This window comes from Streptomyces blastmyceticus (genome assembly GCF_039521185.1).
Taxonomy (GTDB): Bacteria; Actinomycetota; Actinomycetes; order Streptomycetales; family Streptomycetaceae; genus Streptomyces; species Streptomyces blastmyceticus.
Genome location: NZ_BAAABW010000004.1, coordinates 43,149 through 65,952, shown reverse-complemented (window position 1 = coordinate 65,952; position 22,804 = coordinate 43,149). Strand labels below are relative to the sequence as shown.

Genomic DNA, 22,804 nt, shown 5'->3' with positions numbered 1-22,804 from the left:
CTTCGCGAGGGCTCAGCCCTGGTACGGCTTGGCGTCCAGGATGCGGACCTTGGCCTTGCGGCCGTTGGGCAGCTCGTACTCCGCGTCGGCGCCGATCTTCTTGCCGTTCACGCCGGTGCCCAGCGGGGACTGCGGGGAGTAGGTCTCGATGTCCGAGCTCGCGTACTCCCGGGAGGCCAGCAGGAAGTCCAGGGTGTCGTCCGGGTCGCCGTCGAAGGCGATGGTGACGACCATGCCGGGGGCGACCATGCCGTCCGCCGCCGGAGCCTCGCCGACCTTGGCGTTCTCCAGCAGCTGGGTGAGCTGGCGCACACGGAGCTCCTGCTTGCCCTGCTCCTCCTTGGCCGCGTGGTAACCGCCGTTCTCTCGCAGGTCACCCTCCTCGCGGGCCGCCGCGATCTTCATCGCGATCTCGGTGCGAGCGGGACCAGACAGGTACTCCAGCTCGGCCTTGAGCTGGTCGTACGCCTCCTGAGTCAGCCAGGTGACGTTGTCGCTGGTCTGGGTCACAGGTGCTCCTCGTCGGTACTGGGGAAAAACTTGGGGATACATCGGGGATACAAATGAACGCCCTACTCAGAAGGGTGCACCTTCAAAGGTGGGCGAAACCACGAGCCTAACAATTAGGTCCGGAAAGGGGGAAGAAGCCGCGGGGAGAAACTGCGCAAGAAACGCGTCAACGCAGGTCAGCGCCGGTCAGCCCCGGGAAGTGGTGGTGCAGCCCTCGAGCTCGGTCGCGGCCGCGTGCCTGGTGGTGCGGAACGTGACGCGCTCGGTGAAGTGATCCTCGCGGCGGTCCAGCGTGACGTCGACCCGGCCGACCTCGGAGCCGTCGGTGCCCAGCGAGCGCAGCGTGCAGACGCCCGTGTCCGCCTTGTTCTTGCGGACCTCGAGCACCGCCTGCACGGTGGTGTCCGTCATCGGCTTGGAGCGGATCAACTGGGCGCTGACATCCGTCTTGGTGAGGTAGTGCACACCGAACCAGACGAGCAGCCCGGCCAGCGCGGTGCCCAGCACCGCGGCGACGATCTTGAGCTTGCGGTCCGCGCGCTGGTCCGCCGACCGGCCGTAACGACCGTCGGGCAGCCCCTCGCGTGCCGCAGCCATGATCTTCCTCCTGGTCTGGGACCGGTCCCAGTGACCGGAATGAAACGTCGCCTGCTTCGGTCACTATAGGAGGCGCCCCGAAACACCGATAAGACGGGCCGTGACCAGTGACTGAGGATCAAGCCTTGACTGAGCAGCTGCGACTGATGGCCGTGCACGCCCACCCCGACGACGAGTCGAGCAAGGGCGCGGCCACGATGGCCAAGTACGTGTCCGAGGGGGTGGACGTGCTGGTCGCGACCTGCACGGGCGGTGAGCGCGGCTCCATCCTCAACCCCAAGCTCCAGGGCGACCCGTACATCGAGGAGCACATCCACGAGGTGCGCGCCAAGGAGATGGACGAGGCGCGCGACATCCTCGGCGTGAAGCAGGAGTGGCTGGGCTTCGTGGACTCCGGGCTGCCCGAGGGCGACCCGCTGCCCCCGCTGCCCGAGGGCTGCTTCGCGCTCCAGGACGTCGACGAGGCGGCCGGCGCGCTGGTGAAACTCATCCGGGAGTTCCGTCCGCATGTGGTCACCACGTACGACGAGAACGGCGGCTATCCGCACCCCGACCACATCATGACCCACAAGATCTCGATGGTGGCCTTCGAGGCGGCGGGCGACCCCGAGCGCTACCCCGAGGCAGGCGAGCCCTGGCAGCCGCAGAAGCTCTACTACAACCAGGGCTTCAACCGGCCGCGCACCCTCGCCCTCCACGAGGCGCTCCTGGCGCGGGGCATGGAGTCCCCCTACGGCGAGTGGCTGGAGCGGTGGCACAAGATGGGCCGCGAGCGGACCCTGACCACGTATGTGCCCTGCGGTGACTTCTTCGAGATCCGTGACAAGGCGCTGATCGCGCACGCCACGCAGATCGACCCCGACGGCGGCTGGTTCCGCGTGCCGCTGGACCTCCAGCGGGAGGTCTGGCCCACCGAGGAGTACGAACTGGCGAAGTCTCTCGTCGGGACATCCCTCCCCGAGGACGACCTCTTCGCGGGCATCCGCAACAATTGAGCCCATGATGAGCGCGACTGTCTCCCTCGCCGCCACCCACCTCGTGCCGCTCGCCGCTGACGATCTTGACAAGAACAAGGTCACCCCCGGGGTCCTCGGCTTCATCGTCTTCGCTCTCCTCGGCGCAGCCGTGTGGGTGCTGATGAAGAGCATGAACAAGCACATGAAGAAGGTCGCCTTCGACGAGATCCCGGAGGGCGCCGTGGCCATGGCCGCGACCGCCGCTCCGGCCACCGCCCCGGCGGCGACGGCACGCGGCGGCGCCAAGGCCGACGGCAAGGACGCCACCGAAGGCTGACGGTCAGCTGTCACGGGGCAGCACCGCCATGACCTCCCGGGCACGGCGGCCCGGCACCATGCCGAGCCGCCATGCCTGCCATCCCTCTTCCGGCTCGACGCCGCGCTCCAGCAGCAGGGCGAACGCGTCCGCGCAGTCCTCCAGCGTCGGGTCCGTCGTCCAGTCGGCGGACCGCAGCTCGAACAGCAGCTGCGCCAGCTCCTCCTGCGCCACCGCCGTGCCCACCACGGAGCCGCCCGCCGAGGTCAGCGGCAGCAGCGTGCACCGCAGGAACCGGGCCCAGGCCGCGCCCCGCCGGTCGCCGTAGCCCGAGAACAGCCGCTCCGCCTCCGTCACCAGCTCCAGCGCGGAGTCGGACCGGCCGTTGCCCGCGTCGACGACGGCCAGCTCCACACACGACCACGCCTCCCCGTGCGGCACGCCCAGCCGCCGGAAATCCGCCCGCGCGTCCTGGAGCAACTGCCGGGCGAAGCCGCTGTTGCGCAGGCTGCCCGTCTGCGCCGCCCGCTGGTCGCGGGTCACCCGCGCCGCGTGGTGCCGGGCGCAGGCCAGGCCATAGGCGTCCCTCATCCGGTTGAACATGGTGCGCGCCCGCTCCAGCGCGCGCAGGGCCGCCGCCCGGTCGCCGCCGTCCTCCAGCGACAGGCCCAGGTAATACAGCGACCAGGCCTCGCCGCGGGCGTCCTCGTTCTCCCGGTGCCGGGACGCCGCCCGGTGCAGCTGCTCCACCGCCGCGCCCGCGTCCCCCGCGACGAGCCGGGCCCGCGCCAGCTGGGTCAGCGCCCAGGCCTCGCCGCGGCCGTCCTGGGTGCGGCCGTAGAGCTCCTGGGCCTCGCGGAAGTCCGCCTCCGCCCGCTCGACCTGGCCCATCCGCAGCCGCACCTGACCGAGCTGGAAGTGCGCCCACGCCTGCCCGTGCAGGCTCTCGCTCTCGCGGTGCAGCTCCAGCGCCTCGGTCAGCAGCTCCAGCGCCCGCGCTATCCCGCCGCGGTCGCGCTCCACGGCGGCCAGCGCGTGCAGCGTCCACGCCCGGTCCCCGCTCAGCTCCCGGGCGCCCTGGAGGGCGAGCGCCTCCCGCAGCTTGTCGGTCGCCTCGCGCAACTGGCCCTGGTGCTGGAGGGTGACGCCCAGATCGCGCAGCGCCCGGGCGGCTCCCGCGGGGTGCTCGGCGTCGAAATACAGATCCACGACGGACGAGAGCGTCGTACGGGAGGTGTCCAGCTCGCCCAGCTGCCGGGCCGCGATGCCCGTGCGCCACTGCACCGAGCGGACCAGCAGGCTCCGGTCGGTCTTGCGGGTCAGCTCGCTCAGCTCACCCAGGCGGTACAGGTCGCCGCGCAGCAGGCAGTAGTCGCACAGGGCGCCCAGCAGATGCAGCACCGCCGCCTGGTCGACGCCCTCGGTGTGCCGCAGCGCCGCCGTGATGAAGCTCGATTCGTCGTCCAGCCAGCGCAGCGCCGCGTCCAGCGACGTGAAGCCGTGGCCGCCGGCCGCGCCCTTGACGAACATGTCGGCCCGCGTCGAGGTCTTGCCGTCGACCATCCGGATCACGGAGTCCGCCAGCTCCGCGTAGCTGCGGATCAGCCGCTCCTGCGCCGCGCTCAGCTCGCCCGGCCCCTCTTCCTCGTGCAGCCGCGCGTGCGCGAAGGACCGGACCAGGTCGTGCATCCGATAGCGGCCGGCGCGGACCTGCTCGATCAGGCCCGCCCGGGCCAGGGCCGCCAGCTCGCGCCCGGCCTCCCGCTCGTCCTGCGCGAGCAGCGCCGCCGCCGCGGCCGCGCCCAGCGAAGCCCGGCCCGCCAGCGCCATCCGCCGCAGCAGCTGCCGGGCGCTGTCGCTCTGGTCGATGTAGCGCAGCCACAGCACGCGCTCCACCGGGTCGTCCTGCCCGGACGCCGCCAGCTCCGCGGCCAGCAGGTGGGGGTCGCGCTCGCCCAGGGAGGAACCCGCCACCCGCAGGGCCAGCGGCAGCCCGCCGCACAGCTCACGCACCTGCGCCAGGGCCTTCTCGTCGTACGGCCCGGCCTGCGGCTCCTCGGACGCCGCCCGCAGGAGCTCCTCCGCGCCCGCCTCGTCCAGCGGGCCGACAGGCAGCTCGTGCACCCACGCCACCAGGTCGGGCGGCAGGGCCAGCGGGGCCCGCGCCGTGACCAGGACGAGGCTCTCGGAATGCTCGGGGATCAGGGTGCGGATCTGCTCCGCGTCCGACGCGTCGTCCAGCACGACCGTCACCGGCAGGTCGGTGAGGTGCTGGTGATAGAGCTCCGAGAGCCGTTTGAGGTGCTGCTCGCGCGAGGACCGCTCGCGGAAGAGCAGCTGGTCACGGGGTGCGCCCAGCCGGTTGAGCAGATGCAGCAGGGCGTCGCGCGTCGGCAGCGGCGGCTCGTCGGACTCGCCGCGCAGATCCACCACGGACGCGCCGCGGAACTGGTCGCGCAGGTGGTGCACCGCCCGGATCGCGAGCGTGGAGCGCCCCGAGCCGGGCGGTCCGTGCAGCAGCACCACCGTCGGCTTGGTCTCCGTGCTCGCCCGCGCCTGATGCACCCACTGGGCGATCCGCGCGAGGTGGTCGCGGCGGCCCGCGAACGGGCCCACCGCCTCCGGGATGTGGTCGAAGGAGTGCTCCAGCACATTGCGCCGCCGGGCCGCGGCGCTGCGGTCCGCGCCGCGCAGCACCGGCCCCCGCGCCGTGCCGTCCGCGCCGGGCCGCCCCGTCGTCCGCCCGCCGCCATTGGCCCGCGTCGCCGCGGACAGCATCCGCTGCTGGTCGAGGAACGGCCGCACCCCGCGCACCTCGACCGCTGTCAGCCACGCCAGTCTCAACTGCTGCGCGCCGCCCGGCTGCCCCCGCAGCCCGGCCCGCCGGTGCGCGGCGGGCCAGTGCCCCGCGGTCAGCTTGAGGACCGTGGCCGCGGAGCCCGCCACCGCCACGCCGACGCCCGCGCCCAGCGCCGTGCCCGCCGAGGTGCCGAAACCGAGGTCCGTGCCCGCCGCCGTGAGCGCCGCCACCGCTGTGACCAGCGCGGGGGTGGCCAGCGCCGAACGGGTGAGCCCGGCCGTCAAGGGCCGCCGGGTGGCCGCCTCCTCGTCGAGCGCGTGCACATACGCCTCGTACTCCTCGGTGGCCTTGGCCGCTATCGCCTCCAGCTCCGTCCGCGCGCGGCGCAGCAGCGCCGCGCCGTCGGTGGCCCCACCCGAACGGCGGACCTCCTCCTCCACCATCCGACCCAGCAGACCTTCGACTTCCGTTCGGTGACTGTCCCTCAGAACGGCCCGCACTCCCGCCATGGCTTCCCCCTCCACCAGCGATCGCTCTGTGCCCCAAGTGCTCAGTGCCTCAAGTGTTCCGTCTCCGCGAGATTTCCGGCAGCCCTGTGGATAACTCATCCTCGGGCCCGCGTGGAGGCGGGCTGCCGAAGGCGCCTGAGAGTCGGCGTGTTGGGCGCATGGCCGTGAATGAGATGCGTGCGCTGCTGGAGCGCCACGGGCGCATCGTGCAGGAGGTCGACGGCGGTAACGACCGCGGTGAGGACCTGCGTGTCACCTTCGCTGTCAGATGGATCCCAGGTCGACAGTCACGGAGAAGGGCGCGGCAGCCGTGATCACGCCGGTGAACATCTCGCCGTCCCTGTAGGCCTTGGTGGCGGGGTCGAGAACGTAGGTGTAGATGATCGGGACGCCGGTGGCGGCCTGTTCGACCCGCCAGTAGAAGGGGATGCCGGCCTTGGCGTACTGGTCCACCTTCACGATCCGGTCGGTGGTTTCCGAGCCGGGCGACACGACCTCGACGACCAGGAGTACGTGCTCGGGGCGGGTGGGCGTGAGATCGATGGTCTCCGCCCGGTAGACGACGACGTCCGGACGGCGGTTGGTGAGTGGAACGTCCTGCAGGCGGACGTCGAAGTCCGTGTCGGCGTTCCAGTCCGGGCCTGCGGCGGCGTCCAGGGCATTGGCCAGGATCCGGGCCAGCCGGTTGTGCCGCTTGGAGGCGCTCGGGCTCACGACGACCATCCCGTCCACGATCTCAATGCCTTCGCACTGCTCCTCTGACCAGGAGTCGTACTGCTCCGCGCTGATCTGCGTATGCATCCACGCGGGTGCCATCATCTCGGCGGTCATGACGTACCTCCTTCGAGGAGCCTCGACAGTTCCAGCGCTGCCGGCCTCAGCCTACTGTCCTGTGATGCCGGGGTGCCCGATTCGGGAGAGCGCCGAGCGAGGCAGCGCCTGTGCGGGCCTCGCAGGCGGGGCTGGGCATTGTGAGAGGCTGGGTCGCATGAACCGGTTGGCTGGCGCGACCTCGCCTTATCTGCTTCAGCACGCTGACAATCCGGTCGACTGGTGGCCCTGGACGCCGGAGGCTTTCGAGGAAGCACGGCGGCGCGATGTGCCCGTTCTGCTGTCGGTCGGCTACTCGGCGTGCCATTGGTGTCATGTGATGGCCCACGAGTCCTTCGAGGACGTGGAGACCGCCGGTTTCCTCAACGAGCACTTCGTCTCCGTCAAGGTCGACCGCGAGGAGCGGCCCGACATCGACGCCGTGTACATGGAGGCCGTCCAGGCCGCCACCGGGCACGGCGGCTGGCCCATGACCGTCTTCCTCACGCCCGACGCCGAGCCCTTCTACTTCGGCACCTACTTCCCGCCCGCGCCCCGGCACGGATCGGCGTCGTTCCCCCAGGTGCTGGAGGGCGTACGGGCCGCGTGGGCGGATCGCCGCGACGAGGTCGGGCAGGTCGCGGGCCGGATCGTGCGGGATCTGTCCGAGCGCACCCTCGCCCTCGGCATGCCGGGCGAGAAGGAGGGCGCTCAGCCGCCGGCCGCCGAGGACCTCCACCAGGCGCTGATGGGGCTGACCCGGGAATTCGACGCCGTGCGCGGCGGGTTCGGGGGCGCGCCGAAGTTCCCGCCGTCCATGGCCATGGAGTTCCTGCTGCGCCACCACGCCCGTACGGGTTCCGAGGCCGCGCTCCAGATGGTGCAGGCCACGTGCGAGGCGATGGCGCGCGGCGGGATCTACGACCAGCTCGGCGGCGGCTTCGCGCGGTACGCGGTGGACGCCACCTGGACGGTGCCGCACTTCGAGAAGATGCTCTACGACAACGCCCTGCTGTGCCGCGTCTACGCGCACCTGTGGCGGGCGACGGGATCCGACCTCGCGCGGCGCGTGGCCCTGGAGACGGCTGATTTCCTGGTTCGTGAAATGCGCACGGAGCAGGGCGGGTTCGCGTCCGCGCTGGACGCCGACAGCGCCGTGGCCGACGGGTCGGGCGAGCACGTGGAGGGGGCGTTCTACGTCTGGACCCCCGAGCAGCTGAGGGAGGTCCTGGGCGAGGAGGAAGCGCTGCTCGCGGCCGCGCACTTCGGCGTCACCGAGGAGGGCACGTTCGAGGAGGGCGCCTCCGTCCTCCAGCTGCCCGACCGCGAGCGGCTCTTCGATGCCGGGAAGCTCGCGTCGGTGCGGGCCAGGCTGCTGGCGGCGCGCGAGCAGCGGCCCCGGCCCGGCCGCGACGACAAGGTCGTGGCCGCGTGGAACGGCCTGGCCGTCGCCGCGCTCGCCGAGACCGGCGCGTACTTCGACCGCCCGGATCTGATCCAGGCCGCGACGGACGCCGCCGATCTGCTCGTGCGCACCCATATGGACTGGCACGCACGGCTGTTCCGCACCTCCCTGGACGGCGCCGCGGGCACCCACGCGGGTGTCCTGGAGGACTACGCCGATGTCGCCGAGGGCTTCCTCACGCTCAGCGCGGTCACCGGCGAGGGCGTCTGGGTCGACTTCGCGGGGCTGCTCCTGGAAACCGTGCTGATCCACTTCACCGGCCCGGACGGCAGCCTGTTCGACACCGCCGACGACGCCGAGGCGCTCATCCGCCGCCCGCAGGACCCCACCGACACCGCCACCCCGTCCGGCTGGACCGCCGCCTGTGGTGCGCTGCTGACGTATGCCGCGTACACGGGCAGCAGCGCGCACCGGGAGGCGGCGGAGCGGGCGCTCGCTGTCGTACGGGCGCTGGGGCCGCGGGCTCCGCGCTTCATCAGCTGGGGGCTGGCGGTCGCGGAGGCGCTGCTCGACGGTCCCCGGGAGGTCGCGGTGGTCGGTCCGGAGGACCATCCGGTCACGCGCGAGCTGCACCGCACGGCCCTGCTGTCCACCGCGCCCGGTCTGGCCGTGGCGGTCGGCGGCCCGCCCGCGGACGGTGACGGGGCGGGTGCCGAGGTGCCGTTGCTGGCACACCGGACGCTCCTCGACGGCCGGCCGGCCGCCTATGTGTGCCGCGCCTTCACCTGCGATGCGCCGACGGGTGATCCGGAGGTGCTGGCGGAGCGCCTGGCGGGGGAGGCGTGAGGCGGGGCGCGGTCAGAGGGTGAGGCCGCGGTCCAGGACGTCCAGGGTGCGGTCGATGAGGGCGATGAGGTCTTCCTGCTGGCCCTGTTCGACCCAGTACATGAGGGCTTCGTGCATGGCGCCGAGGATCGCGCTGGTGACGACGCGCAGTTCGACGTCGTTCGCGTCGCGGCCGGAGCGCTCGGCGAGGACGGTGCACAGCATCCGGGCCGACTGGCCCATGCCTTCGGCCTGGCGGCCGCGCAGGGAGGGCACCTCGCGGACGAGTCGGGTGCGCTGCCTGAGCTCGACGATGTCGTTGTCCATGATCTGGCGCATGGCCACGAGGACGCCCTGCCGGATGGCCTCGACCGGGCTCTCGCCGGCGGGGCGGGCCCGGATGGCGGCCTCCATCACCGGGTCGTACTCGCCGGTGAGGACGATGTCCTCCTTGGTCGGGAAGTAGCGGAAGACGGTGCTGGGGGAGACGTCCGCGGCCTCGGCGATCTGGTCGATCGGGGTCCCGTCGTAGCCCTGCCGCTCGAAGAGCAGGTAGGCGGCGCGGCGGATCGCCTGACGGGTCTGGATCTTCTTCCGCTCGCGCAGCCCGAGCCTGGGCTCGGACGTCGCGGCGGACGAGGTGTTCGCGGGGGACATGTCTGCATTCTCAGGCATCGGTCATCTCGGCGACCACAGCGTGACTCCGGGAAACGGACCGGCCGGGGCGGGTGTCGGGCAGGCAGGCGGTGGTCAGCATGGCGGCCAGGGTGGCGGTGATGCCGGCGACGAGCAGGGCGAGGTCCATGCCGTGGAGGTACGCGGCGTCCGCCGAGCGGGCGAGGGCCTCGCTGCCCAGCTCGGCGGCCACCTGGTGGGCGCTCCCGACGGAGGCGTCGGCGGCCTCGGCCAGCGTGGGAGGGAGCCCCGCCGTGTCGAGGTGGTGGGTGTACGTGCCCGCGATCAGGCTGCCGAGTGCGGCGATGCCGACGGCACCGGCGACCTGACGCAGCGTCACCAGTAGTCCCGAGCCGTTGCCCGCGCGGTCGCGCGGCAGGGCGCCCAGCGCGCCGTCCATGGCGGGAATGATGCCGAAGCCGAACCCGAAGCCCGTGAGGGTCAGCCACAGGGCCGTCCAGCCGTAGCCGTCGTGGACGCCCGTACGGCTGCCCAGCAGCGCGGCGACGGCCATGACGAACAGGGCGCCGGTGACGACGGGCCGCGGTCCGAAGCGCCGGACGAGCGGACCGGCCGCCCGGGAGGCGACGAGCAGCCCGCCCATCATCGGCAGTATCCGCAGCCCGGTGCCGAAGGCGTCCTGCCCCTTGACCACCTGGAGGTAGGTGGGCAGGACGAACAGCAGGCCCATGAACGTGAAGGTGATCAGTGACGCGGCGGCGGTGTTCCACAAAAAACCGCGGTGGCGCAGGAGGGTCAGGTCGAGCATCGGCCGGGAGCGGCCCCGCTCCCGGCCGACGAGCGAGGCGAGCAGCAGCGCCGAGGCGGCGAGCGTGCCGAGCACAGTGGCGGAGGTCCAGCCGCGGGTGGGGCCCTCGTTGAGGGCGAAGACGAAGGCGCCGAGGCCGGTGACGGCGAGACCGGTGGAGAGGGGGTCCACGGCGGGGGAGGAGGGGGCGCTGGTCTCGGGGAGGAGGAAGACGCAGGCGAGGATGCCGACGAGCGCCAGCGGGACGTTGATCAGGAAGATCGATCCCCACCAGTAGTGGTCGAGGAGCCAGCCGCCGACGACCGGGCCGAGCGGCATGCCGAGCGCGGAGGCGGCGGAGACCAGGCCCACGGCCCTGGTGCGCTCCTCGGGCGGGAAGAGCGCGGGCAGGACGGACAGGGCGAGGGGCATGATCAGCGCGCCGCCGACCCCGAGGACCGAGCGCGCGGCGATGACCTGGCCGGGGCTGTCGGCGACGGTGCCGAGCAAGGAGCCGCCGAGGAAGACCGTCAGCCCGGTGATCAGCATGCGGCGACGGCCGTAGCGGTCGCCGAGCAGGCCCGCGGGGAGCATCAGGGCGGCGAACACCACGAGATAGGAGTTGGCCATCCACTGCTGCTGACCGGTGTCGGCGCCCAGTCGGGTGGACATGGCCGGCAGCGCGACGCTGAGGATCGTGGTGTCGAAACCGAGGACGAGCATGCAGGCGACGAGTGCGCCGAGGGCCCACCAGCGCCGTGGGTCGGGTCGATTGCTCACGGGCATACCTCCGGGAGTCGGCGTTAAGTGGCAGTAACTCCCAAAAGGTTGAGGCTGTCAATCGCTGTGAACTCTTGATGGCACGCTGATTGTCAGTGGGGTGTGTGACGCTGGGTGCTGGGCAGGGGTGAGATCAGTGATGATCGATAAGGGGTGGTGACCGTGCTGGTCATGGTGAAGTTGCTCGCCGTGCTGGTGGGGGCCCTGTGTGTCGGGGGCTATGTGATCGTCGGCGAGATCGCCGTGGTGCTGGTGGCGCTGGCCGGTGTCGGCGCCCTGACATGGCGAGTGGCCGTGGCGTCGAGGCCACGGCCACTGGGGACGGCGGGTGCGGGGCGCGCCGCGCGCCCGGCGCGGGGGCGCTCAGGCGTGCGAATAGGCGACGAGCGAGATGCCCACGTAATGGACGATGAAGGCCGCCAGGGTCAGTGAGTGGAAGACCTCGTGGAAGCCGAACCACCGCGGTGACGGATTGGGCCGCTTGATCCCGTAGATCACGCCGCCCACGCTGTAGAGGAGGCCGCCGACGATCACGCAGACGAGCACGGCGATGCCGCCCGTGCGCAGGAAGTCGGGCAGGAAGAAGACGGCCGCCCAGCCCATGGCGATATAGCAGGGGGTGTAGAGCCAGCGCGGCGCGCCGACCCAGAAGACGCGGAAGGCGATGCCCGCGGCCGCCGCCGCCCATACCGCCCACAGCAGCACCTGACCCCGGCCGCCGGGGACGAGCAGCATGGTCAGCGGGGTGTAGGTGCCCGCGATGATCAGGAAGATGTTGGCGTGGTCGAGGCGGCGGAGCACCGCGTTGGTGCGGGGGCTCCAGTTGCCGCGGTGGTAGAGCGCGCTGATGCCGAAGAGCAGGCACGCGGAGAGTACGTAGACCGCGCACGCGATCCGGCCGCGGGTGCTGTCGGCGAGCGCGGTCAGGAAGACGCCGGAGATCAGCACGGCGGGAAACATCCCGGCGTGCAGCCAGCCGCGCAGCCGCGGCTTGGTGTCAAGTGCCGTGTCGGGTGCGGCAGGAGGGAGGGGAGCGGCGGGGGGTGCGGCGGCCGCGGCGCCGGCGGGAGCGGGGCGCGCGGGAGGCGCTGCGTCGGGCGCGGGAGTCATGGCGCCATGCTACCTACGCCACCGTAAGTTACGGATCAGTATCACGTGGCGATGGTCACGGGAGCGCCCCCTGGACAGAACGGAATCCGAGTCGGATGATCAAATGAGTGCGGGCGGCACCGGATGAGCGGTCACGAAGCGTCTGGGTCGCAGCCCCCAAGGGGCAACCTTCCACAGAAGCGGACTACGCCGTCGGAGCAGCTGCCGCGGCCCAGCCCGTTCAACCCTCAACATCTGACGCCGGGGCAGCGTGGTTTCCGGCGGGACGGAGCGATCGTGGCGCGCAGCAATGCGGCTCCCACCACCCTCACCAACCACCAGGAGCTGATCTCCTGGGTCGACGAGATCGCCGCCCTCACCGAGCCGGACCGGGTGGTCTGGTGCGACGGTTCCGAGGCCGAGTACGAGCGCCTGTGCGAGGAGCTCGTCGCCAAGGGCACGTTCAAGAAGCTTGACCCCGTCAAGCGCCCCAACTCGTACTACGCCGCCTCCGACCCCAGCGACGTGGCCCGGGTCGAGGACCGTACGTTCATCTGCTCCGAGAAGGAGGAGGACGCGGGTCCGACCAACCACTGGAAGGCTCCCGCCGAGATGCGGGAGATCTTCGCAGGCGAGGGCGGGCAGGGCGGCATCTTCCGGGGCTCGATGCGCGGCCGCACGATGTACGTCGTGCCGTTCTGCATGGGCCCGGTCGGCTCGCCGCTGTCCGCGATCGGCGTCGAGATCACCGACTCCGCCTACGTCGCCGTCTCGATGCGCACCATGACCCGCATGGGCCAGGCCGTCCTCGACGAGCTCGGCACCGACGGCTTCTTCGTCAAGGCCGTCCACACGCTCGGCGCCCCGCTCGCCGAGGGCGAGGCCGACGTCCCGTGGCCGTGCAACACCACGAAGTACATCTCGCACTTCCCCGAGGACCGCGAGATCTGGTCCTACGGCTCCGGCTACGGCGGCAACGCCCTGCTGGGCAAGAAGTGTTACGCCCTGCGCATCGCCTCCGTCATGGCCCGCGACGAGGGCTGGCTGGCCGAGCACATGCTCATCCTCAAGCTGACCCCGCCGCAGGGCGAGTCGAAGTACGTCGCCGCCGCCTTCCCGTCGGCCTGCGGCAAGACCAACCTCGCCATGCTGGAGCCCACCGTCTCCGGCTGGACGGTGGAGACCATCGGCGACGACATCGCCTGGATGCGCTTCGGTGACGACGGCCGCCTCTACGCGATCAACCCCGAGGCAGGCTTCTTCGGCGTCGCGCCCGGCACCGGCGAGCACACCAACGCCAACGCCATGAAGACGATGTGGGGCAACTCCGTCTTCACCAACGTCGCGCTCACCGACGACAACGACGTGTGGTGGGAGGGCATGACCGAGGAGCAGCCCGCGCACCTCACGGACTGGAAGGGCAACGACTGGACCCCGGCCTCCGGGATCCCCGCCGCCCACCCCAACGCCCGCTTCACCGTCCCCGCCTCGCAGTGCCCGATCATCGCGCCCGAGTGGGAGGACCCCAAGGGCGTCCCGATCTCCGCGATCCTCTTCGGCGGCCGCCGCGCCTCGGCCGTCCCGCTGGTCACCGAGTCCTTCGACTGGCAGCACGGCGTCTTCCTCGGAGCCAATGTCGCCTCCGAGAAGACCGCCGCCGCCGAGGGCAAGGTCGGCGAGCTGCGCCGCGACCCCTTCGCCATGCTGCCCTTCTGCGGGTACAACATGGGCGACTACATGGGTCATTGGCTGGAGGTCGGCAAGGACAAGGACGCCGCCAAGCTGCCGAAGATCTACTACGTGAACTGGTTCCGCAAGGACGCGGACGGCCGGTTCGTGTGGCCGGGCTTCGGCGAGAACAGCCGGGTCCTGAAGTGGATCGTCGAGCGCCTGGACGGCAAGGCGGAGGGCGTCGAGACGCCGATCGGCATCCTGCCGACGAAGGCCGCGCTGGACACGTCCGGGCTCGACCTCGACGACGCCGACCTCGACTTCCTGCTGACCGTCGACAAGGACGTCTGGCGCGAGGAGGCGTCCCTGATCCCCGAGCACCTCAACACCTTCGGTGACCACACGCCGAAGGAGCTGTGGGACGAGTACCGCGCGCTGGTCCAGCGCCTGGGCTGATGCCCCGCCCGCCCCGGCTTCCGGGGCGGGCGCCCTGCCGACATGTGGCCGCCCTCACCAGGCATCTGACGCATCGCCAGCAGATCGATGCCCTCTGCATGCTGTTACATTTCCGGTAAGCGTGTCCGGAAATACGGCCAATGGCACGCACTTCTGCCTGTGGGGGGCTTTTCGTCATGTCGCAATTCAGACGCTTCACCTCCGTCCCGCTCGTCCTCGCGCTCGGCGCCGCCGCGCTGACCCTGGCCGCGCCCGCGCACGCCGACTCGGGACCGGCCGCCGACACGGTGACGAAGCTGCCGGTGAAGTCGTACGGCCAGATGGTGGTCGACGAGGCGAACCAGCACATCTTCATCACCGAGAGCAGCAACTCCGGGACCACGGCCGAGAAGCTGCTCGTCTACAACTTCCGGGGCGAGCTGGTCAAGACGATGGACGACGTCGTGTCGGCCACCGGGATGACGCTCAGTGCGGACGGGCGGAGCCTGTACCTCGCCCTCTCCGGCGGGGTCTACGAGTACGACACCGCGACGTTGACCAAGAAGATCAAGAACCACTTCCCGTGGGCGGGCTGCGACCGCCAGATCGCCCTGTCCGGCGACAAGCTCTGGTACACGCAGCAGCACAGTTCGGGCCAGGCCTGCGCCGACGGCGACTTCGAGCTGTGGAACGTGAAGGGCCCGGCGGACAACGAGACCCGCGAGCGGGACTTCGTCTACGCCATCAACGGCCCCATGCGCATCGCCACATCACCCAAGCTGCCCGGCAAGATGGTTCTCGCCACGGACGCCACCCGCGCGAAGCCCAACCCGGCCCTGTATCTCTTCGACGTCTCCGGCGAGAAGATCAAGATCGAGCGCCAGCGGTTCTTCGCCCTGGATTCCGCCGCCGGACTCGACCTCAAGGACATGGCGTTCACTCCCGACGGCACCCGCCTGGCCGTCGCCGACGCCAAGGGCGGGCACCGCCTCCTCAACGCCTCGGACCTCTCCGACGTCGGGACCGGCTACTACCCGCCGCTCGCCGACGGGACCGTGTCCACGGCGGTGGCCTTCAGCGGCGACGGCACATACGTCGCCCGTGGCGCGGCCGCCTCCGGCGGTACCGATCTCGTCGTGCAGAACGCCGACCCCGCGACCGGCACCCAGCAGCGCGCCTACACCTTCGACGGCAAGGACCACCAGGGCGACCAGGTCGCCCAGCACGGCCTCGGCTGGGGCGACAAGGGCCGCGCGCTCTTCGCCGTCACGACGAACGCGGAGCACAGCGGCTACTGGCTGCGCGTCCTGCACGACCCGCAGCCGCTGCGCGACGCGCGGTTCGCCGGCGAGCTCACCTCCGGTACGCAGAAGCCCGTCGTCGGCGGGCAGTTGAAGATCAACGGTCGGCTGGAGCGGGACGGGGCCACGCCCGCCGAGCCCGTGAAGGTCACCGCGGTGCGCGAGGACGCCGACGGCAAGCACGCGCTGGCACCGGCGACGGTCGGGGAGGACGGTACGTTCACCGTCGAGGACACGCCCTCCCGCGTCGGCAGCACCACGTACACCGTCTCCTTCGCCGGTGACGCCGCGCACCGGCCCGCCAAGGACGTCACGCTCACCGTCGAGGTCGCCAAGGCGGGCACGGCCGTCGCCCTCTCCGCGCCCGAGCGCTCCCGCATCGGCCACACGCTGGACTTCACCGGGAAGCTGACGTCCAACGGCGCGCGGATCCCGGACGGTCAGCTCGTGACCGTCGTCCGCAAGACGCCGCTCGGCACGAAGATGCTGGGCACGGCGCCGGTGGCCGCCGACGGTACGTTCCACGTCGTCGACACGCCCTGGGCGGCCGGCTCCACGACGTACACCGTCACCTGGAACGGCGACGGCTCGCACGAGGGCTCCTCGTCGTCGGCGACGGTGAAGGTCGGCCTGCGCCGCTGAGTACGGCGGGTTGTGCGGCCCACTCGCCTCGGGGGCGGGTGGGCCGCGCGCCGATTTCAGAGCCGCACGGAACCGGGTCGGGGAGGTCATGGCGAGGGGTAAAGAGTTCTACGCTCTACGTCCGCTCGGCGGTGGACGGGAGTGGGATGTGGCGCCGTCGGACATTCGGGCGCTGGCGCAGGACGAGGTGCTGAGAGTTCGGGTCGCGGAGGCCAATGCGCGCTCCGGGGTCCGGGTTATGTGCCGGTATTGCGACCGGTTGCGATTGGACCGCGCGATGGCATTGCGGGAGTTCGACCGGGGGCGAGTGGACCGTATCGACAGGGAGTTGGAGGACCACGCCCGGGCGGGGCATCCGCCGTTGCGGGCTGCGGAGCGGTGAGGATTTCCCCCAACCGCACCGGAACCCGTTCCTCAAGCTCCGGGCGGGCCGGCGGTGACCGGCCGCGGCGTACGGAGCAGCCGCGGCCAGGGCTGTGCCGGCAGGGCCGCGTTTGGGATCATGAACGCATGAGTCTTCTGATACGTCGCTTAAGCGCTGTGGTCGTGCTCCTTGCCGGTATAGCCCTCGGCCTGTGGTTGGCCTTCGGAGCTCCCCACGAGTGGGACGGCAGCTTGAAGCTGTTGCGTTTCGCCCTGGGGCTGGGCGTGGTCGGCTTGGTCACCGGCAGCGCGAAGCTGATGTTCCCGGCCGGCTCCGAGGGCGTTCTGGCAGGTCGCCGCGCCGGCTGAGGCGGACCCCGCCCGTACGCCTCGAAGCGTGCGGGCGGGGCGGCGGGGCTGAAGGAGGATCAGCCGAGGCCGACGATGTACTTTCCCCTGGCCTTGGCGGGGTTGTAGGTCGCGTTGCCGTGATAGACGGCGGTGTAGCCGGAGAATGCCGCCGAGGCCATCAGCTGCGGGTCGGAGATGTTCGAGCCGGAGTCGAGGTTCGCGTCACCGTTGGAATCGGTCGTCGCGCGGCCGAACTCCTGGTTCGTGCTGGTGACGACGAAGCTGATCGGCTGAGCCTTGATCCCGGTACCGTCGGCGTTGGTGAGATTCGCGCTCACCTGGGCCTGCGCCATGCCGATCAGGCTGCCGCGTACGGTGCTGGCGGTGAGGATGACGTTCTCCTTCTCGTGCGGGAGGTCACCGCTCGAGTGCTGCTGCTGGAGCTGCTTCCACTGTTGGAATTCCTGCCACTCCTGGAACTGCTGCGCGTCCGAGCTCATGGGGGACATCTGAGTACTCCTCTCGTCACATGCGATGAGTTTCTTCACCGAGCCGGTGTGCGGAGATCGGCATCCGAGGAGGCAATTTCCCGTCACCCGAAGAGAAAAGTCCTATGATCTGGACATCTCTCGGTGGTGCCCTTGCCTCCGTCTCCTTGCCGCACTGAAACGGTAGGTCAATTGCCGACCTGAATGCATCGGCCCTATCGGGCCACCGGCCCATGGGTAGGGGAATTGGGCCATGGCGCCCACCGGTGCGGGGTCGAGCCCGTCGCGTGAACCGGCCGCAGGTGCCCAGGAATTGAGTGTGGCCACAGCTCCGACAGCAGCCCCGGCTGTGGGCTGTACGGTCTTGGCCGGGATTCGCCCGACAACCGTTTCTGCTGACAGGAATCAGGCCGGGAAGGGCCAAAAACCGCTAAAGGGCGAGACCGTGACGCTTTATCACCAACGACGTCAAGGTGAACGGGTCGCGGCCACAGGATTTCGGCGCCCCGGTTCGCTTCCCCGCCGGTCGGGTCAGACCGCGTCCGGGATGCCCAGGGCCGCGGCGTGCGCCCGCAGGCGTTCCGCCGCCAGTGCCGCGCCCGTCGCGTCGCCGCACGACGTCGCCACGACCAGCGCCTGGCCTGCGAGGGTGTGGGCGCGCTGGTGGAGGGCGGTGACGCGGGGCGCCGTGGCGCCGGGCGCCGTCGGGGTCGCCCGCAGGGGCGAGCGGCCGTCGTTCAGGGCCGTCACCCGGTCGGCGAGGCGCTGTGCGGCCTCGTCCAGCGCGGGCGACGGGGTGAGCGCGCGGAGCTCGTCCGTCACGGTGAGCAGCGCTGTCAGGTGGCCCGCGAGCCGGATGTCCAGCTCCTCCTCGCGGGAGCGCTGCGGCCCGCGGGTCCTGCGGCACGGTTCGGCCATGGTGTGGACCGACTTCGTGCGGATCGGCTCGTACATGGATGGCCTCCTGCAATCGCTAAGAAGGCCATCCTAACTTAGACGGCGTCTAAAGTTGTTCTGCTTACAGATCGGGCCGGATCTATGGCTGGCTGTAACCGTCCAGGAAGTTGCCGATCCGGGTCACGGCCTCCGCCAGATCCTTGGTGTTCGGCAGCGTGACCAGGCGGAAGTGATCCGGCTCCGGCCAGTTGAAACCCGTGCCGTGCACCACCATGATCTTCTCGGCGCGCAGCAGGTCCAGGACCATCTGCCGGTCGTCCTTGATCTTGTAGACCTTCGGATCGAGCCTCGGGAACGCGTACAGCGCACCCTTCGGCTTCACGCACGTCACACCCGGGATCTGCGTCAGCAGGTCGTGCGCGACGTCGCGCTGCTCCAGCAGTCGGCCGCCCGGCAGCACCAGATCCTTGATCGTCTGCCGCCCGCCGAGCGCCGTGGCCACCGCGTGCTGGGCGGGCATGTTGGCGCACAGCCGCATGTTGGCGAGGATCGTCAGGCCCTCGATATAGCTCTCGGCGTGCGCCTTCGGGCCGCAGACCGCCAGCCAGCCGCTGCGGTAGCCCGCGACGCGGTACGCCTTGGAGAGGCCGTTGAAGGTGAGCGTCAGCAGATCCGGCGCGATGGCGGCGGTCGGCGTGTGCGTCACACCGTCGTAGAGGATCTTGTCGTAGATCTCGTCGGAGCAGACGATGAGATTGTGACGGCGGGCGATCTCCGTCAGGCCGCGCAGCATCTCGTCGTCGTACACCGCGCCCGTGGGGTTGTTGGGGTTGATGATGACGATGGCCTTGGTGCGGTCGGTGACCTTGCGCTCGATGTCGGCGAGGTCCGGCATCCAGTCCGCCTGCTCGTCGCAGCGGTAGTGCACGGCCGTGCCGCCGGCCAGCGACACCGACGCCGTCCACAGCGGATAGTCCGGCGCCGGGACGAGCACCTCGTCGCCGTCGTCGAGCAGCGCCTGCATCGACATCTGGATCAATTCCGAGACGCCGTTGCCGAGATAGACGTCCTCGACGGACAGCTCGATGCCCTTGGTCTCGTAGTGCTGCACCACCGCGCGCCGCGCGGACAGCAGGCCCTTCGCGTCACCGTAACCGTGCGCGTCGCCCACATTGCGCAGCATGTCCTCGAGGATCTCGGGCGGGCACTCGAAACCGAAGATGGCGGGGTTGCCCGTGTTGAGCTTGAGGATGCGGTGACCTGCCGCTTCCAGCCGCATTGCCTCCTCGAGCACCGGGCCACGGATTTCGTAGCAGACATTGGCGAGCTTCGTTGACTGGATCACCTGCATGACGGCCACCTTACGGGGGCGTAAATGGGGTCGCGCGCGGTTTAAGGCCGCCCGGGTTGCCCACGGACGGGCCCGGCGCGCCCTGGATCACGTGACCGGCGTGCGCCTGACCGTGCGCCCCGCGATCACGTCCGTACGCCTGCCGTCTTCCATTACAAAGCGCCCGTCAATCAGGACAAAAGGAATGCCGGTCGGAAGGGTCCTCGGGGCTTCGAAAGTAGCGCCCGCGGAGATCGTCTCCGGATCGAAGAGAACGAGATCCGCACGGAATCCCTCGCGCACGAGACCCCTGTCCGGCAGCCTCAACCGCGCCGCCGGGCGCGACGTGAGATGCGCCACGCACTCCTCCAGCGACAGCACCCCGAGCTCGCGCACGTAGTGACCGAGGTAGTGCGGGAACGTGCCGTACGCCCTCGGATGCGGCTTGCTGCCGTGCAGGATCCCGTCGCTGCCCGCCGTGTGCACGCGGTGCCGCATGATCGCCCGGACGTTCTCCTCGTGCCCCACGTGCTGCAGGATCGTCGGCCCCAGCCGGTCGGCGACCAGCAGCCTGCGAGCCGTCTCCCACGGCTCCTCACCGCGCAGCCGGGCCGTCTCCGCAACCGTCCTGCCGACGTGATCGTCCAGGGCCGGCTCCGTGACGCCGGAGATCTCGATCGCGTCCCAGTCGATCGGCACGCCGTGACATCCGTCCGCGCCCTCGACCTCCATCACATGCCGGATCCGCTCGGCCGTCGCGTCGTCCCGCAGCCGCGCGAGTACCGCCTCCGGACCGCCCTCGCTCGCCCAGCTCGGCAGCATCGCGGCGAGCGTGGTGCAGCCGGGGGTGTACGGATAGGTGTCCAGCGTGATGTCCGCGCCCTCCGCGAGCGCCTTGTCCAGCAGGGCCAACAGCTCCGGGGCGCGGCCCTTGTTGACCCCGAAGTTCATCGTGGCGTGCGCGAGGTGCAGCGCGCAGCCCGCCTCGCGGGTGAGAGCGATCATCTCCTCGTACGCGGCGAGCGCCCCCGCCCCGTACGAGCGGTGGTGCGGGCAGTAGTAGCCGCCGTACGCCGCCACCACGCGGCACAGCTCCGTCAGCTCGGCATCCGTCGCATACATTCCGGGTGTATACGTGAGCCCGGACGACATGCCGACCGCACCCTGCTCCATTCCCTCCGCGACCAGTTGCTTCATCCGCTCGATCTCGGCGGGCGTCGCCCGGCGGTCCTCCCAGCCGGTCGTCATGGCGCGGACGGTGCCTTGCGGTATGAGGTAGGCCGCGTTGACGGCCGTCCCTTGGCGGTCGAGGCGGTCCAGATACTCGCCCACGGTGCGCCAGTCGAATTCGATGTCTTCGCCGTGGCCGTTCCAGCCGGTGATCTGGGTGCGGATCTCTTCGAGCGTGTGGGGGGTGACGGGGGCGTAGGAGAGGCCGTCCTGGCCTATGACTTCGAGGGTTATGCCTTGGGATGCTTTTGCGGTGTGGGCGGGGTCTTGGAGGAGGGCGAGGTCTGAGTGGGCGTGCATGTCGATGAAACCGGGGGATAGGGCTAGGCCGGTGGCGTCGAGGGTGCGGTTGGATGTGGGGCGGTTGCCTTGGCCTTCGGGGTGGATTTCCTTTATTCGGCCGTTGGCCAGGGCGATGTCGGCTCGGTATCGGGGGTTTCCGGTGCCGTCGATGATGGCGGCGTTCTGGATGACTAGGTCCATGGGGGTGCGCTGCCTTTCGCTGTGGCGGGCGGGTTTTTCCCCTACCCCGCCCCTTCCCGAAACCTGGGCGCGTGCCCCGGGCCCCCGGCTGCGGGTCGGTTGCCGCCTGCGGCGGGAGCTCCCTGCGGGAGCGTCCTCAAACGCCGGACGGGCTGATTTCGCTGGTCACGGTCCTCGAAATCCAGCCCGTCCGGCGTTTGAGGACAGCGCGCGGAGCGTGCTTCGGGGTCTGGGGCGGAGCCCCAGTTCGGGAAGGGGCGGGGTGGGGAACAACCCCGCCGCAGGCGTCCGCTGGGCTCAGAAGAACGTGCGGATGTAATCCGTTACCGTTCCCGAATCCTCCGCCAATGGAATGAGTTGCCACTTGTCGAAGACCGTGCACGGGTGCGACAAACCCAGGCCCACCCAGTCGCCGACCTCCAGCTCGGCCTCCTCCGTAAGGGAGACGAACGCGTGCTGGTCCGCCAGGCCCACCACGCGCATGCCCGTCGCCGGGCGGACGGAGCCGTCGCGGGAGGAGCGGACGAGCTGGGGTTCGGGGAGGTCCAGGTCGTACGCCGCGTCCCGCTTGCCCGCGTTGAGGTAGGCGCGGCCCGGTTCCGGGCGGGAGACGACCTGGGCCCAGAGGCGGAACGCGGGGCGCAGGGCGCCCTCTTCGGGGTGGCGGTTGAACGGTGTCTTCTGGCGGTACGTACCGTCGTCGTGCGTCACGTACGCCCCGGAACGCAGCAGCTTCAACACCGGTGCGGACAGCGGCGGAAGCTCCGCGAAGACCTCGGCGACCGCGTCGAACCACGCGCTGCCGCCCGCGCTGACGACGATCTCCTCCACGCCCGCGAACCGGCCCGCCTTGTCGAACTCGACGGCCAGCGCGGTCATCCGCCGCAGCCAGGCGCGTACGAGTTCGCCGTCGGCGCCCGGGATCTCGGCCTCGTACCCGGCGACGCCCACCAGGCGCAGCGTGTCCGTTGCCGCCACGGCGTCGGCGACGGCGGTGCCGTCGGCCTCGGTGCGGATGCCCGTACGGCCGCCCTCGGCGCCCAGTTCGACGACGACGTCGAGGGGGCGGGTCGCGCCGGCCGCGCGCAGGGCGGTGTCCATCAGCTCGACGCCGCGCACGGAGTCGACGTACGTGACCAGGCGGAAGTCCGGATCGGCGGCTAGCTCGGCCGCCATCCAGCGGAGGGCGGACGCGTCCACGACCTCATTGGCGAGGAAGATGCGCCGGACGCCGAAGGCGCGGTACACGCGGACCTGTGTGGGCACGGCCGCCGTGATCCCCCAGGCGCCGTGGGCCAGTTGGCGTTCCAGCAGCTGCGGGGCGAGGGAGGTCTTGCCGTGGGGCGCGAACGCGAGGCCGTGCTCGGCGGACCAGCGTTCCATGAGCGCGAGGTTGTGGTCGAGCGCCTCGGCGGAGAGGGCGAGCACGGGCGTGGTGAAGCCATCGGTGAACAGCGAACGGCGCTCCGCCGCCAGCGCGCCGACCGTCAGCCCCTCGGCATCCGGGGGCAGGCCCTTGAAGCGGTGGTCGACGCGCTCCTCGGCGAGGCGGGCGAGGGCGTCTCCGGCGGCGGCCATGGAGCCTCCAGGGTG

At 70.7% G+C, this 22,804-nt stretch carries 18 protein-coding genes; 6 read left to right on the top strand and 12 right to left on the bottom strand.

Going from position 1 to position 22,804, the window contains the following annotated elements; genetic code table 11:
• Positions 1-12: 12 nt before the first annotated feature.
• Together greA and ABD269_RS04485 are read right to left on the bottom strand one after the other, a co-directional pair.
• On the bottom strand, positions 13-510 hold the full coding sequence (gene greA / locus ABD269_RS04490) for a transcription elongation factor GreA (RefSeq protein WP_116213613.1): 498 nt from the start codon (positions 508-510) through the stop codon (positions 13-15).
• Between the two features lie 186 nt (positions 511-696).
• Positions 697-1,107: a DUF4307 domain-containing protein gene (locus tag ABD269_RS04485; protein ID WP_344116243.1), complete on the bottom strand. Its 411-nt coding sequence runs from the start codon at positions 1,105-1,107 to the stop codon at positions 697-699.
• A gap of 125 nt (positions 1,108-1,232) precedes the next feature.
• Between ABD269_RS04485 and mca the strand changes: the two genes are divergently transcribed.
• Together mca and ABD269_RS04475 are read left to right on the top strand one after the other, a co-directional pair.
• Positions 1,233-2,102: a mycothiol conjugate amidase Mca gene (gene mca / locus ABD269_RS04480; RefSeq protein WP_301892772.1), complete on the top strand. Its 870-nt coding sequence runs from the start codon at positions 1,233-1,235 to the stop codon at positions 2,100-2,102.
• Between the two features lie 4 nt (positions 2,103-2,106).
• A complete protein-coding gene (locus ABD269_RS04475; RefSeq protein WP_425572831.1) occupies positions 2,107-2,400 on the top strand; it encodes a hypothetical protein in 294 nt (97 codons plus the stop codon).
• Positions 2,401-2,403: 3 nt separating this feature from the next.
• Here ABD269_RS04475 and ABD269_RS04470 read toward each other — a convergent pair whose 3' ends face one another.
• The gene (locus ABD269_RS04470) at positions 2,404-5,688 is read right to left on the bottom strand and encodes a tetratricopeptide repeat protein (protein WP_344116240.1); all 3,285 of its coding nucleotides are present in this window, start codon (positions 5,686-5,688) and stop codon (positions 2,404-2,406) included.
• 264 nt (positions 5,689-5,952) lie between these two features.
• Positions 5,953-6,519 carry a Uma2 family endonuclease gene (locus ABD269_RS04465; protein ID WP_344116238.1) on the bottom strand — a complete coding sequence of 189 codons (567 nt, stop codon included), beginning with the start codon at positions 6,517-6,519 and terminating at the stop codon, positions 5,953-5,955.
• A gap of 157 nt (positions 6,520-6,676) precedes the next feature.
• Here ABD269_RS04465 and ABD269_RS04460 point away from each other — a divergent pair, with 157 nt between their 5' ends.
• Positions 6,677-8,749 (top strand): thioredoxin domain-containing protein, encoded by a 2,073-nt coding sequence (locus ABD269_RS04460; RefSeq protein WP_344116236.1) that lies wholly within the window; start codon positions 6,677-6,679, stop codon positions 8,747-8,749.
• 12 nt (positions 8,750-8,761) lie between these two features.
• Here ABD269_RS04460 and ABD269_RS04455 read toward each other — a convergent pair whose 3' ends face one another.
• The 3 genes from ABD269_RS04455 to trhA form a co-directional block, all read right to left on the bottom strand.
• On the bottom strand, positions 8,762-9,385 hold the full coding sequence (locus tag ABD269_RS04455) for a TetR/AcrR family transcriptional regulator (RefSeq protein ID WP_344116234.1): 624 nt from the start codon (positions 9,383-9,385) through the stop codon (positions 8,762-8,764).
• 10 nt (positions 9,386-9,395) lie between these two features.
• Complete coding sequence (locus ABD269_RS04450) at positions 9,396-10,937, bottom strand: MFS transporter (protein ID WP_425572830.1); 1,542 nt, start codon at positions 10,935-10,937, stop codon at positions 9,396-9,398.
• Between the two features lie 357 nt (positions 10,938-11,294).
• Entirely contained in the window at positions 11,295-12,041 is a 747-nt protein-coding gene (gene trhA / locus ABD269_RS04445; RefSeq protein WP_344116230.1) for a PAQR family membrane homeostasis protein TrhA, read from the bottom strand.
• A gap of 276 nt (positions 12,042-12,317) precedes the next feature.
• Here trhA and ABD269_RS04440 point away from each other — a divergent pair, with 276 nt between their 5' ends.
• The 3 genes from ABD269_RS04440 to ABD269_RS04430 all read left to right on the top strand — a co-directional run bounded on the left by ABD269_RS04440 (position 12,318) and on the right by ABD269_RS04430 (position 16,801).
• Positions 12,318-14,147 carry a phosphoenolpyruvate carboxykinase (GTP) gene (locus ABD269_RS04440; protein WP_344116228.1) on the top strand — a complete coding sequence of 610 codons (1,830 nt, stop codon included), beginning with the start codon at positions 12,318-12,320 and terminating at the stop codon, positions 14,145-14,147.
• 176 nt (positions 14,148-14,323) lie between these two features.
• The gene (locus ABD269_RS04435; RefSeq protein ID WP_344116226.1) at positions 14,324-16,069 is read left to right on the top strand and encodes an Ig-like domain repeat protein; all 1,746 of its coding nucleotides are present in this window, start codon (positions 14,324-14,326) and stop codon (positions 16,067-16,069) included.
• A 510-nt stretch (positions 16,070-16,579) separates the two neighbouring features.
• Complete coding sequence (locus ABD269_RS04430) at positions 16,580-16,801, top strand: hypothetical protein (RefSeq protein WP_344116224.1); 222 nt, start codon at positions 16,580-16,582, stop codon at positions 16,799-16,801.
• A 59-nt stretch (positions 16,802-16,860) separates the two neighbouring features.
• Here ABD269_RS04430 and ABD269_RS04425 read toward each other — a convergent pair whose 3' ends face one another.
• The 5 genes from ABD269_RS04425 to ABD269_RS04405 all read right to left on the bottom strand — a co-directional run bounded on the left by ABD269_RS04425 (position 16,861) and on the right by ABD269_RS04405 (position 22,789).
• Entirely contained in the window at positions 16,861-17,292 is a 432-nt protein-coding gene (locus tag ABD269_RS04425; RefSeq protein WP_344116222.1) for a hypothetical protein, read from the bottom strand.
• 510 nt (positions 17,293-17,802) lie between these two features.
• Positions 17,803-18,225 carry an SCO4983 family protein gene (locus ABD269_RS04420; RefSeq protein ID WP_344116220.1) on the bottom strand — a complete coding sequence of 141 codons (423 nt, stop codon included), beginning with the start codon at positions 18,223-18,225 and terminating at the stop codon, positions 17,803-17,805.
• 82 nt (positions 18,226-18,307) lie between these two features.
• The gene (locus tag ABD269_RS04415; RefSeq protein WP_301892751.1) at positions 18,308-19,519 is read right to left on the bottom strand and encodes a pyridoxal phosphate-dependent aminotransferase; all 1,212 of its coding nucleotides are present in this window, start codon (positions 19,517-19,519) and stop codon (positions 18,308-18,310) included.
• A gap of 87 nt (positions 19,520-19,606) precedes the next feature.
• Positions 19,607-21,211 (bottom strand): N-acyl-D-amino-acid deacylase family protein, encoded by a 1,605-nt coding sequence (locus ABD269_RS04410; RefSeq protein ID WP_344116217.1) that lies wholly within the window; start codon positions 21,209-21,211, stop codon positions 19,607-19,609.
• A gap of 297 nt (positions 21,212-21,508) precedes the next feature.
• On the bottom strand, positions 21,509-22,789 hold the full coding sequence (locus ABD269_RS04405; protein ID WP_344116214.1) for an amino acid deaminase: 1,281 nt from the start codon (positions 22,787-22,789) through the stop codon (positions 21,509-21,511).
• Positions 22,790-22,804 lie beyond the last annotated feature (15 nt).